The sequence below is a fragment of the Fervidobacterium pennivorans DSM 9078 genome (genome assembly GCF_000235405.2).
In the GTDB taxonomy this organism is placed as follows: Bacteria; Thermotogota; Thermotogae; order Thermotogales; family Fervidobacteriaceae; genus Fervidobacterium; species Fervidobacterium pennivorans.
Genome location: NC_017095.1, coordinates 806,210 through 819,989, shown reverse-complemented (window position 1 = coordinate 819,989; position 13,780 = coordinate 806,210). Strand labels below are relative to the sequence as shown.

14 protein-coding genes are annotated in these 13,780 nt (G+C 37.6%); 12 read left to right on the top strand and 2 right to left on the bottom strand.

What is annotated here, in order from left to right; genetic code table 11:
* From FERPE_RS03810 to FERPE_RS03755, 12 genes are all read left to right on the top strand, one after another.
* Window positions 1-669, top strand: coding sequence for a hypothetical protein (locus FERPE_RS03810; RefSeq protein WP_014451336.1), 669 nt, complete (start codon window positions 1-3; stop codon window positions 667-669).
* Between the two features lie 61 nt (window positions 670-730).
* Window positions 731-1,639 (top strand): tRNA (adenosine(37)-N6)-dimethylallyltransferase MiaA, encoded by a 909-nt coding sequence (gene miaA, locus FERPE_RS03805; RefSeq protein ID WP_014451335.1) that lies wholly within the window; start codon window positions 731-733, stop codon window positions 1,637-1,639.
* A 41-nt stretch (window positions 1,640-1,680) separates the two neighbouring features.
* Window positions 1,681-3,297 (top strand): DNA polymerase III subunit gamma/tau, encoded by a 1,617-nt coding sequence (gene dnaX / locus FERPE_RS03800; protein ID WP_014451334.1) that lies wholly within the window; start codon window positions 1,681-1,683, stop codon window positions 3,295-3,297.
* A gap of 26 nt (window positions 3,298-3,323) precedes the next feature.
* Window positions 3,324-4,382 carry a type IV pilus twitching motility protein PilT gene (locus FERPE_RS03795; protein WP_014451333.1) on the top strand — a complete coding sequence of 353 codons (1,059 nt, stop codon included), beginning with the start codon at window positions 3,324-3,326 and terminating at the stop codon, window positions 4,380-4,382.
* A complete protein-coding gene (gene prfA, locus FERPE_RS03790; protein WP_014451332.1) occupies window positions 4,382-5,431 on the top strand; it encodes a peptide chain release factor 1 in 1,050 nt (349 codons plus the stop codon). The genes FERPE_RS03795 and prfA overlap by 1 nt, the downstream gene beginning before the upstream one ends.
* Window positions 5,432-5,433: 2 nt before the next feature.
* Window positions 5,434-6,057, top strand: a complete 624-nt coding sequence (gene upp, locus FERPE_RS03785) for a uracil phosphoribosyltransferase (protein ID WP_014451331.1) — start codon at window positions 5,434-5,436, stop codon at window positions 6,055-6,057.
* A gap of 71 nt (window positions 6,058-6,128) precedes the next feature.
* The gene (gene rho, locus FERPE_RS03780) at window positions 6,129-7,379 is read left to right on the top strand and encodes a transcription termination factor Rho (protein ID WP_211204761.1); all 1,251 of its coding nucleotides are present in this window, start codon (window positions 6,129-6,131) and stop codon (window positions 7,377-7,379) included.
* A 29-nt stretch (window positions 7,380-7,408) separates the two neighbouring features.
* Window positions 7,409-8,578, top strand: coding sequence for a tetratricopeptide repeat protein (locus FERPE_RS03775; RefSeq protein WP_014451329.1), 1,170 nt, complete (start codon window positions 7,409-7,411; stop codon window positions 8,576-8,578).
* Window positions 8,575-9,822, top strand: a complete 1,248-nt coding sequence (locus tag FERPE_RS03770) for an ArsB/NhaD family transporter (RefSeq protein ID WP_014451328.1) — start codon at window positions 8,575-8,577, stop codon at window positions 9,820-9,822. The genes FERPE_RS03775 and FERPE_RS03770 overlap by 4 nt, the downstream gene beginning before the upstream one ends.
* 26 nt (window positions 9,823-9,848) lie before the next feature.
* Entirely contained in the window at window positions 9,849-11,132 is a 1,284-nt protein-coding gene (locus FERPE_RS03765) for an ArsB/NhaD family transporter (protein ID WP_014451327.1), read from the top strand.
* A 21-nt stretch (window positions 11,133-11,153) separates the two neighbouring features.
* The gene (locus FERPE_RS03760) at window positions 11,154-11,825 is read left to right on the top strand and encodes an endonuclease V (RefSeq protein ID WP_014451326.1); all 672 of its coding nucleotides are present in this window, start codon (window positions 11,154-11,156) and stop codon (window positions 11,823-11,825) included.
* A gap of 129 nt (window positions 11,826-11,954) precedes the next feature.
* On the top strand, window positions 11,955-12,617 hold the full coding sequence (locus FERPE_RS03755; protein ID WP_041262813.1) for a hypothetical protein: 663 nt from the start codon (window positions 11,955-11,957) through the stop codon (window positions 12,615-12,617).
* Between the two features lie 69 nt (window positions 12,618-12,686).
* Here the strand turns inward: FERPE_RS03755 and FERPE_RS03750 are convergent, their stop codons facing one another.
* Together FERPE_RS03750 and FERPE_RS03745 are read right to left on the bottom strand one after the other, a co-directional pair.
* Window positions 12,687-13,172 (bottom strand): ferritin, encoded by a 486-nt coding sequence (locus FERPE_RS03750; RefSeq protein ID WP_014451324.1) that lies wholly within the window; start codon window positions 13,170-13,172, stop codon window positions 12,687-12,689.
* Between the two features lie 24 nt (window positions 13,173-13,196).
* On the bottom strand, window positions 13,197-13,649 hold the full coding sequence (locus tag FERPE_RS03745; protein ID WP_014451323.1) for a peroxiredoxin: 453 nt from the start codon (window positions 13,647-13,649) through the stop codon (window positions 13,197-13,199).
* Window positions 13,650-13,780: the final 131 nt, after the last annotated feature.

The following is a 13,780-nucleotide window of genomic DNA, read 5'->3' as shown; positions in this document are numbered from 1 at the left end:
ATGAAAAGTTTTTTTAGGATAGCTGGCATTTTGATTTTATTGGTTGCTGTTGTAGTAGTTTTGACTTCTCAAACCACAACAGCTACAACTCAAAAAAAATCTAAAACCGTTCGCGTTTCAGCAGATTATGTTGAACCAAAAAGTGATGTTATTTACTACAAAGGTAGTGTTTTTGTAAATATCGATGAGGATAAGGTAAGTCTCAGGACAACGGAGATGTACGTTAAAAAGGTTGGAGACAAATGGAAAATAGTAGAGATTCCAACGAAAGTTGAATTCACATTTGACGGTGGTAGCGCCGTTGCCGATAAAATGACCTATGACTTAGATAACAAAACAGGTGCTCTAACTAACTCTACAGTCACTATTATAGATACAAAGAGTAACGAGAAAATAATTATAATTACGGACACCCTGAATTACGATCTTGAAAACAACAAATACAGTGGAACTAAAAAAGGAGGAGTAAACATTACAAAAGGTGATATAACTGCTGTGGCTGACAGATTTGAATATGACAAAGAGAAGGGAGAACTTTATCTTTACGGAGCGGTAGTAATAAATGATCCGAAAAAAGGTATAAAGATGACTGCATCAGACGCTGTTATATACACTGAAAAAAACGATATGAAAGCTAATAACGTTAGTATTGAACTGAAAGTTGACTAACCTTTGTTTGGTAATCGCGTCTAGAGATGTTTCTAACAGCTTTAAAAAATGGGGGATTAAAGTGAAAAGAATAATAATTTCCGGGCCAACCGCTTCAGGGAAGACCGAATTTGCAATCCAGCTTGCGGAATACTTGCCCATAGAAGTTATTTCTATGGATTCTAGGCAGATATATAAGTACATGGACATTGGAACAGCAAAACCGGATCCATACCAGTTATCCTTAGTAAAGCACCACATGATTGACATTATCGAACCAAACGAGTATTTTAATGCTTTTCTGTACCAAAAAATGGCAAAAAAGAAGGAAGAAGAAGTTAAAAGAGCTGGCAAAATACCAATATACGTAGGAGGGACAGGTTTATACATAGATGCATTAGTAAAAGGCTTCTTTGAAGGAGTCTCTCGGGATGAAAACATTAGGAAAGAACTCAGTAAGCTAAATGAGCAAGAACCAGGGATTCTGAGAAAGATGCTAGAGGAATTTGACCCGGAAGCTGCAGCCAGAATACATCCACAAGATGTGAAGCGTACGATAAGGGCATTAGAGGTCTACCTAAAAACAGGGAAGAGGATTTCTGAATTGCAGACGCAAAAAGCAAATTATGATGACTTCATTCTTATTGTTTTGAATCCAAAAAGGGAAGAACTTTACGAAAGAATAAATCAACGCGCTGAAAAGATGATTGAACAGGGACTTATCGATGAAGTAAAAATGCTTGTAGAAAAATACGGTAAGAACCTTGACGCTTTCAAAACTATAGGTTACAGGGAGATAATCGAATACTTGGATGGAATCTACAGTCTAGAGTTGGCTTTACACTTAATGAAAAGAAACACTCGTCATTACGCAAGAAGACAAATAATCTATCTTAGAAGATTTCCAAATGCCGTGTGGCTTGAACCTGGTAAACAGGCTTTGGAAACAGTGCTTAAAATCATACAAAAAGAAGTCCAATCGATCTTGTGAAATTTACATCAGTATTTCAGCGTTTAGCAGAGGTGGAGCATATGGAAGCGCTGTATAGAAAATATAGGCCTACAAGGTTCTCAGAAATAGTGGGACAAGAACATATTAAGAGGTTATTAAAAAACGCTCTTGAAAAACGAAGGATTAGTCATGCATACATATTTGCTGGTCCTCGCGGAACAGGAAAAACCACAACTGCAAGAATTATAGCAAAATCATTAAACTGTGAGAAGAATCAGTATGAGGAGCCATGCAATGAATGTGTTTCTTGTAAAGCTATCGACAGTGGCTCGCATTTAGATGTTATAGAACTTGATGCTGCATCAAACAGGGGTATTGATGAAGTAAGGAAAATAAGAGATGGTGTCAATTTCACTCCAGTTATGGGGAAACATAAAGTTTATATTATTGACGAAGTTCATATGCTTACGAAAGAGGCATTCAATGCCCTTTTAAAGACCCTTGAAGAACCTCCCGAACATGTTGTCTTTATCCTAGCCACGACAAACCCCGAAAAGATACCTCCGACTATCATTTCTCGATGCCAGGTTTTGGAATTCCGGAATATATCAAACAATGAAATTAAAAACAGGCTCAGAGAAATTTGTATTAAAGAAGGTTACGATGTAACAGAAGATGCTTTAGAGAAAATAGTGAAAAAGGCTGCAGGTGGACTTAGAGATGCACTTTCCATCCTTGAACAAGTAGTGAGGTACTCAGGCGGAGAAGTTACTCCAGAAACTGTGAACGAAGCTTTGGGATTAGTAAGTGAGGAAACAATAGATAAATTTATCGAGGCTATACTCTCCGGAAATTTTGAAGACATTGAAGGTATTATTGATGAAGTTTACACCGAAAGAGGAGATTTTGACACATTTCTGACACAAGTTATGGAAAAACTGTTGGAAAATAAAAGCGCTCAAGGTATTAAGTTAGCTTCCGAAATTTATAGAATACAAAAAGAGTTGAAAATTGCCGAAGAAAAACTACTATTAGCAAAAGTATTGGTAATTAGTCTGGCGCTAACAGTCAATAAATCGGGTGGAACTGGAACTTCAGAGATAACCTCAACGATTTTGACAAAAGGTGAAAGAGCAACTAACCACACTCAAGTTGCAAATGAGAAGCAAGCATTAACTCAAGTGGTGCACGCTAGAAAAGTCGAAGTAACTAACGAAGAAAAAGAAGAAATATCAGCAGTTGGTTTTGAAAAAGCTGAACTCATGCAACCTGGGTCAGAAGTGCCACTTAAGCAATTTGGTGAGCTCAAGCAAGAAGAAAATCCAAAAGAATCTCCTGAAGCTACAAAGCTTTCAGCTCTAGATGGAAAAGAGGTAGAACGTTCTGCTTCAGAAAACACATCTCAACTAAATCAAACATTTGTGACAAAAGAAATATTAGAAGACTTAAAACTCAATGGGGATTTATCCATATTTGTTGGTTTGTCTCTTGCTACAGTCTATGAACTCGACGATGTTGTAAGAATTGTCTTTGACAAATCAAAACAGTTCAGTTATGAGGTAATGAAAGAAAAGAAAGACCAAATAGCTCTACTTTACCAGAAAAAATCAGGCAAGAACAGAGAAGTTGTTGTAGAGCTTTCGGATGATGAGCACGACCCTGTTTTGGAGAAGTTAAAGATTCTGCTCACGGACTAAATTAAAAGAAAGGATGTGAGCATCACATGGTTGATATCTATGAAATCATAAGTAAAGCAAAAAATGCAAGGGCTACCGATGTTCATATATCTGTGGGAAATCCTCCGATAATTCGTGTGGACGGTTATCTAACAAAAATGCAGGGTTACTCACCACTTTCTTATGGTGAGGTAAAGGAAATTGTAACTCGACTTTTGGAAGAACATGACATCATGAGTCATAATAAAGAAGTAGACTTTTCTTTCGGATTCGAAGATGTTAGGATTAGGGCAAATCTCTACTACGAACGTGGTAACCCTGCACTTGCCTTAAGAATTATTACCAAACGTATAAGAACTTTCGAAGAACTCGGGCTGCCAACAACAATTCGAGATTTTTGTGACAGGGATACAGGGTTAATTATTATAACAGGTCCTACGGGTAGTGGTAAATCAACGACCCTTGCAGCCATGGTTGATTACATTAACTCTAAATACGCTTACCACATTATTACAATAGAAGACCCCATAGAATACGTTTTCGAAAACAAGAACTCATTGATCCATCAACGCGAAGTTGGAAGGGACACGGAGTCATTTGCAGATGGTCTCAAATACGCTCTCAGACAGGACCCTGATATAATTCTCGTTGGTGAAATGAGGGATTTAGAGACGATATCATTAGCTTTAACTGCTGCCGAAACGGGACATCTTGTGCTTGGAACTCTTCACACAAATTCCGCCGCAACAGCTCCTGAGAGAATCGTTGATGTTTTTCCTGCACATCAGCAAAAACAAGTTTCTCTGCAACTTGCCAACACACTGGTTGGCGTTATCTATCAAAGACTTGTCCCAAAGAAAACGATAGGAATGATGCCAATTGCCGAAATTCTTGTAGCTAACGCTGCTGTAAAAAATCTCATAAGAGAGGGAAAGATACACCAAATAGAAAGTATCATGCAAACTGCTCAAAAGCTTGGTAACGTGCTTTTTGACGACGCTTTACTAAAAGCATATTTCACTGGAGAAATAACGAAAGAAACAGTAATCGGTTTTGCTCGCAATCCAGAGGAGGTGGCTAAAAAGATAGGATGGACAGGAATTTAATGGAAAGTATCAGGACTTGGGTTAAACAGATGTTGGATGAGCTTGAAAGAAAAATGACAGAAAATTTGGATTTGAAAGAAATGATTAAAATATCAGCTGATTATAGTAATTTTAAAGAAATTGACGAAAAGATAACTGAGTATTTTAATCTACTAGACGAAAAGGAACTTTGGAAAGAAGAGCCTGGTAGCGAAGTTGAAATTGAGAAAATAGACCGCCAGTTAGAGAAGTTAGCCAATGAGATAATCGCCCAACTTCTTCCTGAAGACGAATTCAGAGATAGAAACGTATTCTTAGAAATTCGTGCAGGCACTGGTGGTGAAGAAGCGGCACTTTTCGCAGGGGATTTGTTGAGAATGTATTTACGATATGCCGAATCAAAGGGTTGGGAAACAGAAATTCTTGATGAAAGTAAGTCCGACTTGGGTGGTTACAAGGAAGTGGTTGTAAGGATAAAAGGTAAAAATAGTGGTACCTATATGAAGTATGAAAGAGGGGTTCATCGAGTCCAAAGGGTCCCGGTCACAGAATCTGGAGGAAGGATACATACATCAACTGCAACTGTAGCTGTTTTGCCCGAAATCAAAGATGTAGACATATACATTGACCCAAAAGACATAAGAATTGATACATATCGGGCATCAGGTGCCGGGGGACAATATGTAAACAAAACAGAATCAGCAGTTAGAATCACGCACTTACCTACGGGAATTGTAGTTACTTGTCAATCAGAGAGATCCCAACATCAAAATAAAGAAAAGGCAATGATGGTTCTTCGCTCGAAGCTGTATGAGCTTGCACGTCGAGAGCAGGAAGAAAAGATATCTTCAGAACGAAAAAATCAAATAGGTACTGGTGAAAGAAGCGAAAAGATTCGAACTTACAACTTCCCACAAAACAGGGTGACGGACCACAGGATAAACTTGACAATATATAATCTTCAAGCAGTTCTTGACGGGAACCTCGATTTGATAATACCAAAACTTATGCAATATGATATCGAACAACAGCTCAAAGAACTTGGAATTTTACAAACAGTGGAGGGATAATAATGCTACACGTGGTTGAACATCCCTTAATCAAACACAAGCTGACCATAATGCGTAAAAAGGAAACCGGACCCAAAGAATTCAGAGAATTACTCAGAGAGATTACACTTCTTATAACATACGAAGCGACCAGACACATTGAGGTTTACGAAATAGAGGTAGAAACACCTTTGGAAAAGACGAAGGGTTATTACATAAACGATAAAGACATTGTTGTAATTCCCATACTAAGGGCAGGGCTTGGAATGGTTGATGGAATTCTCGAGCTGCTTCCGAATGCATCGGTAGGTCATATTGGTATCTATAGAGATCCAGTAACACTGAAAGCCGTTGACTATTACTTTAAAACCCCGAAATTACATGATAAAAGTGAAATCTTCATCCTAGACCCTATGCTTGCAACAGGAGTATCTGCAATTGATGCCATTGGAAAGGTCAAAGAACTTGGTGGCAAGAGAATAACCTTCATATCACTTATAGCCTCGCCTGAAGGAGTCAAAGCATTGGAAGAGGCACATCCAGATGTAGATATTTACACAGCTTCCCTAGACAGAGAATTGAATGACCACGGTTACATCCTCCCAGGACTCGGTGATGCAGGAGATAGACTTTTCAGAACAAAGTAGCGTTTTTTATCATGGGTTAATGATTTTTTTGATTTTTAGGAGGTGGCTAATAGTTGAGCGAAGGTATCAGCATGAAACAACTTGAAGAAATGACAATGAAAGAATTGTATGAGCTAGCGAGAAAATACGACATTCCAAGATATACTAGTATGAGGAAACAGGATTTAATATTCGAAATTCTCGAAGCGAAAGCAAAAGCTGAAGGATACTTTTTTGGAGAAGGTGTACTTGAAATAGCCCCGGATGGCTATGGCTTTTTGAGAAGTTTGGAAACGATGCTTTCAGGACCAAAAGACATATACGTTTCACAATCACAAATTCGAAAATTTAATCTGAATACCGGAGACATAGTTTCCGGTGTTATCCGTCCTCCAAAAGAGGGTGAACGTTTCAACGCAATGATTAAGATTGAAGCAATAAATTATAAACCACCAGAATTTGCCAACGAACGTGTCAATTTTGAAAACCTTACTCCAGATTATCCAAAAGAGCGATATATACTTGAAACCAAACCTGACGTTTTCTCTACAAGGCTTATAGATTTATTTGCTCCAATAGGAAAAGGGCAACGAGGTATGATTGTTGCACCACCAAAAGCTGGGAAAACAACAATCCTTAAAGAGATTGCGAATGGAATTGCGGAAAATCATCCGGATACATTCAGAATAGTTTTGCTAATTGATGAAAGACCGGAAGAGGTAACCGATATTAAAGAATCTGTTGATGCAAAAGTAATTGCCGCCCCCTTTGATATGCCATCTGAAAAGCAAATAAAAATAGCTGAATTAACATTGGAAATGTGTAAGCGACTTGTGGAGTACGGCAATCACGTTGTTGTGCTTTTGGATAGTTTGACAAGGCTTGCAAGAGTCTACAATGTAACGGTACCACCGAGTGGGAAATTATTAACTGGTGGTGTTGACCCTGCTGCGCTTCATAAACCTAAGCAATTCTTCGGAGCTGCCCGTAACACTCGTGAGGGTGGAAGTTTGACCATAATAGCAACCGCACTTGTTGAAACCGGTTCAAAAATGGACGAAGTAATATTCGAAGAATTCAAAGGAACAGGTAACATGGAGCTGGTTTTGTCAAGACAACTTGCAAACAAAAGGATATTCCCAGCAATTAACATTACACTTTCTGGAACTAGAAGAGAGGAACTGCTCATTGAGCAGTCCAACCTTAAGAAAATCTGGTTATTGAGACGTATGCTTGATTCCATGAGCGAAGAAGAAGGTCTGAAATTACTTCTAAACAAGCTTAAAGATACGAAAACAAATGCAGAATTCTTAGCACTCATAGATGCTCAAAAAAGTGTTTAGATTTATTGAGCGGTGTGAGAGGTGCATTTATGTCTTCTGAACGCTCCTACTTACTGTGGGAACAACCCAATGGAAGATTTTTGGTTTTTCTAATCACATTTGTGATATTTTTAAGTCATGTGACCTTACTGTTAGCAGTTTCACAGAAGGCAATAGAATATTACTCTGCTGCGGAACTTTCCTATAAATCCGGGGACTATTCGACTGCTTTGAAAAATTACGAGTTAGCGTTCTCGACCGATCCTACAATAGAAGGATACGATTCTCAGATAAAGTTTAAAATGGGTATATCTGCCTATATGATGGGTGACTACGACAAAGCAAGAAGTTATCTTGCCGGTTACAACAATGAATTTGTCAGAGCCCTGCTTGATTCTATAAGCCAGCGAAAAGCTCAGGATGAATGGAAAAAATGGATTTCAACCTACAGACCAACAACTGTAGAAGAAGCTACACAAGTAGCTTCTCAAGTGGAGAAAAAATCTAAAAGTAACTTTTTACCTATTTTTCTCATCTTTGTGATAACATTTGCTGTTCTTTTGATTGCAGAGTTTAGAATTTACAAAGCTAGAAGGATGGTAATTGAGCTTCCTAAAAAACCTGCCGAAGCCACCTTGCCACCCTCGACCGTTGGTCAAAATGTTTCTGAAAGTTTTGTAGAGCCTTCTGAAAAATTGTTTTCTGAGGAGTTCGAACTTATACCAAAAGAAGCAAGAATTGTTGATTTTGAACAACTATTGCAAAGTGAAATTGATGTTTTCAAAGATATCTTCGAACAAATACCTCAAAAAGAGGAAACAAAGCAAAAACCAACAGAAGCTAAAGGTGCAGAAGAATTAGAAAAAGAACATTTAGCTGAGGCTCCTGAGAAAGAGGTTGAAAGAGAAAAGATCGTTGAGGAAATACTGGGCGAAACTAAAGAATTAATCGAGGACCTGGGGAAAGAAATAGTTACACAACCACAAGAAAAGATGTCTCAAGTAGAACAGATAGAGATGGAAAGTATTGAAGCAGGACTTTTAAGTAAATTGAGGGTTCAAAGAGATAGCTGGGTTGAAGAAAGCCAGCCTTCAGCCGAATTCTACGAGGAGATGCAAAAAGATTTCTCGGAATATGACACTTTGGAAAAAATAACAGAAGAAGAAACTAAAATATTAGTTGAAAAACTCATTAAACTTAGGCAGGGTGAGAATAATTGATTGGAATAGTTTTGCTTTTGTATGCAGTAGCTTACGCTTACATAATTTTTTTGCCTCAAATTTCTTCTGTAACAACGTTTTTGTTCGGCTTAACGTCAGTCTTAGTTATTGGTAACTTTGACTTTTCACGGTTATCCTTAATCATCGATTTTAACACTCTGTTTATTCTTCTTGGAATGATGACATTGGTTTCCATTTTAAAGGAAAACGGTGTTTTTGTTGAAATCTCCAAAATAATCCTAAAAGCCAGTAGAGGAAGGGTTTACGTAGCTATATTCTTCATATACTTCGCTATATTCTTCCTCTCGAGTTTCTTGGATAATGTCACTACTATTTTGATTTTCATACCGATACTTTTCTATATTTCCGACGCGCTTCAAATAGATTCTAAATTGCTCCTTATAAATGCTGTGCTTTTTTCCAACCTAGGTGGAATGACAACAGCCATAGGCGACCCTCCAAACATAATTATTTACAGCGTGTCCCGTTTGAGTTTCATATCTTTTATAACCCATCTAATGCCTGTTGGTATAGCTCTGCTGCTTGTACAATTTATATTCTTAGGGAGAAAACTCCGTGCAGAAGCTGTAAATACGATATTCCAATCAAGTGTGGAGAACGATACTTCTCAAAACCGTAAATGGCAGTATTATCTACTTGCATTTGTTTTTATTGTTACTTTGATGGTCTTTCACGAAGAACTTGGTATTGAGCTTGGAACAATAATAATGCTAGGAGCGATGAGCGTTTTGTTTGTTGAGGGGAAAAATTTTCAATCGGTTGTAGATGAAATTGACTGGGACACATTAATACTCATATCAGGTTTGTACCTTTTGAATTTTTCAATAGAGCACCTTAATTTTTATAGACCTTTTGTCTCCGTACTTTCCAAAATAAACAGTCCGTATTTGCTCGTTTTGTCTGTTCTGTGGTCTTCAATTTTCTTGACAGGATTTCTAAGCGCCCTACCAGTTACCCTAATGTATTTGGTCATCATTAAAAAATTAGTCCTTATGGGAGCACCCAATACACTGTACTGGGCCCTTGCCATTGGAGTTGGCATCGGGGGGAACTTGACCCCGATAGCATCTATGTGTAATATCGTTGGTAACAACCTTTTCAAGAATTTAAAAAACGAACGATTAACGTTTCTTCAGTTCACAAAGAATATGTTGAAGCCGGTTTTGCTTAGTGGTATAATCTCAAGTGTGTTTTTGTTAGTCTTTTCCTTCACCGGGTTTTAAAGTAGCATTTTTAGGAGGTGAAGCAATTGAAATTAGTAGTAGCCTTGACGTTTTCGTTAGTTTTGTACTTTGTTGTTACTGGAAAACTCAACAAAACCATTGCCGCTATGGTTGGAGGATTAACATTATTAGCTATAAGAGTTTTTCCTGACCCGTATGAAGGTTTAAAAGAATCTATAGACATCAATACTTTGCTCTTTCTCATTGGTATGATGATATTTGTACGCGTAATGGAAACCTCAGGGATATTTGAGTACATAGCTATTAAGACTGTCAAAATCGCTGGCACGAGCTTACCAAAATTGTTTTTTGCCATGACATTTGTTGTTGCTTTTGTTTCAGCTTTTATCGATAACGTAACAACGATTCTGATATTCGTTCCTGTTACATTTGCAATCGGCGATATTCTAAACATAGACCCTATTCCTTTTGTTCTTGGAGAGATATTCGCATCTAACATTGGTGGTACAATGACTCCAATAGGTGATCCACCAAACATATTAATTACTTCCGCAGCCAAGATTCCATTCACTGAGTTCATAAAATATATGATTCCTGTGAATTTAATTATATTGTTTTTGACCGATGTTTCACTGGTCGTTATTTTCAGAAAGGAATTCAATAGGCAATTTTCAAGGGAGTTTCTAGATGGATTTGATGAATCAAAGGTTATTAAAAGCAGAAGACGATTTGTAATAGCTTCTGGATTCATGTTTTTCGTAATCTTTTTATTCCTGCTACAAAAACCTCTAAAGCTCGAAAGCTCTATTATAGGTCTTATTGCTGGTTTTTTTGGTTTGTTGATATTTGAACCTCAAGAGATTACTCCATTTTTGGAAAAGGTGGAGTGGGAAGTTATCTTCTTCTTCCTTGGTCTTTTCATTATAACGGGTGCTATGGAGAAAGTTGGGATAATGAAAGACATAGCAAATTTCCTTGTTAAGATATCATCTGGTTCCATGGTTACCCTGTCTTCCGTTATAGTGTGGGCATCTGGCATTCTTTCTGGATTTGTAGACAACATCCCGTTTACTGCAACAATGATTCCGGTGATAAAAGGTTTACCAGCAATCAGTCCCCAATTTTCCAACATAACTCCGCTCTGGTACGCTTTGGCTTTGGGCGCTTGTTTAGGTGGTAACCTGACGCCTGTTGGTGCATCGGCAAACGTCGTTGGACTTACACTCACGAAAAAATACAAAGGTAAAGAGATAACGTTTCGCAATTTTATTAAATATTCTTTTTTTGTTGTTTTCATAAGTTTGGCAGTTTCGAATGTATATTCATTAATACTTCTCAAAATTCTTTAAAAAGGTATTTTGGATATTGGAATGAAAAGTATGGTTGATATTTCAAATTTTTTGTACCCAAAGACTCTAGAGGAAGCAGAAAGGATACAAAAAGAATTTTTGAAAAAACTTGTCTTAGTTCCTCTTGATTTTTCTAAGGTGTCTTTGATTGCTGGTGTTGATGTTAGCTATGTTGACGACCAGGCATTAGGAATTGTTGTTGTGATAAATAAGAACTTTGAAATTATTGAAGTAGTGCATGAAAGGCTTAAGGTTACCTTTCCGTATATTCCAGGGTTCCTTGCTTTTCGAGAGGCACCTGTAATTTTAAAATGTTTTGAAAAACTCAAAAATACTCCGGATGTAATCTTGTTTGACGGTCAAGGAATTGCGCACCCTCGAAGGCTTGGAATAGCATCACATGTTGGTATACTCCTGAATATTCCTACAATCGGAGTAGCAAAGACTATATTATATGGGAAGTGTGAAAAACCTTCCTTTGTTGGACAGGCCACCGAACTAAAGGATAGAAACGGAGAAGTCATAGGCTTTTGTTATCTTTCAAAGAAAAATACAAAACCAATAGTAATTTCCCCAGGATATAAAACGGATCTAGAAAGTTCCCTCCATATTGTTAAATCCCTCCTAAATGGTTTTAAACTACCGGAACCTGTAAGACTAGCCCACTACTATTCACAAAAACTGAAAATGTGATTCTCTAACTTATGATCACATGTCAGCCATTCCACAAAGGTTTCTAAGGATGTTTTAAGCTTTCAATAATATAATAACTCTCGATGAGCGATTGAACTACTATCCATCCTTAGAAGGGGAAGTGTGGTTATGAGAAAAGTATTACCGTTGCTCTTTGTTTTGCTCACGTCATTTGTAGTCTTTTCAGCTGCCCAACCGCAGGTGGAAAGTCTTCTAAACACCTTCATTTTGGAAAAGGTACCTTTTGAAATTACAGGAACAGTTAAAGAAGTAGTGTACCGTCCAGGAGGATTTGGATATTTGGTATTAACAACAGATGAGACTGAAGTCAAAGTACCTGTTGCCGGAAAACTCTCATTAGTGGTAAAACCTGATGAAAAAGTAACTGTCAAAGGCTCAAAGATTACGGCTTTCATACCTACTAGTTTGGAAACAAACGGCTATAGACTTGTTTTCAGAAATAGGATCCCGAAAGATGTTCAGTTAACAGAACTTAAAGCCAAAATCAAGAGTATCGAAGTTGGTAGAAACTATGCGAATATTGTAATCCTGGACGAGAATAACAAAGAGTACAAGTTCCCGGCAAATTTCGTTCCATTCTGGAGGAATTTAAAAGAAGGGGATGAAGTTAAAATCTCAGGTTTCAACAGAACATTTGAAATCAAAGAAAGCATAACTGTCGATGGAAAGACGTACACGTTACCTGCTAAAGAACGTTTGACGAATCTTAGTCAACGCACTATTCTGTTTAACCAAAGATTCATGCCGAGACTTTTCAGACATAGACTCTGATGATTAAAGAAAAGAAAAAGCCAGCCTTAATGGCTGGCTTTTTGTATTTTTATCCTTTATCTTGGATAATTATTCTCTACTTCCAAGTTCTCTATCGAGCATGTATAGACCTGTTGGACTGTCTTGGAGCTTTTTGAGTTTTCTAACTATCAAATCTGTTTGAGCCTCTTCTTCAACCTGCTCTTTTATAAACCATGCAAGGAACTGTTCAGTAGCGTAATCTTTCTCTTTCCTTGCGATTTCCAGTATATTGTTGATGCTTTTTGTTATGGATTTCTCGTGTTCATACGCTGCTTCAAATGCTTCTAACGGGCTTTTCCAATTGCTCTTAGGTTTCTCCAAAGCAGGAAGTTCAACCCTTGACCCGCGTTCATAAAGAAAATCATAAATCTTCATTGCGTGTTCTAATTCTTCCTTGGCTTGCATTTTCATCCATTTTGCAAAACCTGGCAAATCTATAGCATCGAAGTATGTTGCCATTGAAAGATATAAATATGCCGAGAAAATCTCTTTACCTACTTGCTCATTTAAAGCTTTAAATACCTTTTCACTCATGCTAAATCCCTCCTTTTATAGTTTTCAAAGTACCTTTTCAATCTCATCATATAATGGCTCTACCCGTGGATCTTCAGTAACCCACGCGTAAATTACTTGTCCGTTTTCAACAACGAAAACAGCCCTCTTAGCAACTGTGTAGTGTGGAATACCGGCAAAGTTCTCATGCACACCACCGTATTGCCGAGCAATCATGCCTCCAAAATCTGAGAGCAAACTAAAATTGAGTCTGTTTTTCTCGGCAAATGCTTTGTTAGTAAACGGGCTGTCAACACTGATTCCAAGCACAGTTGCGTTTAAATTGTTGAATCTTGCTAGCATGTCTCGGAAAGTGCAAAGTTCTTTTTCACAGACACTTGTAAAAGCCCCGGGATAAAAGACCAAAACTACCTTTCCTTGGATCTCCGAGAGTTTTACTCTCTGTAGATTTGTATCAAACAATTCAAAATCTGGAGCTATTGAACCTTTTTGGAGCATAAACTCAACCTCCTCGTGGTAAAAAAATTTGTATCGCCTAAGATATTATACCAAATATAAATTTGTAAGTCAACCAATTTTGAAAAACAAAATCGTTGGCAAGACTGGTGCGTAAATCCAATCGACAGAGA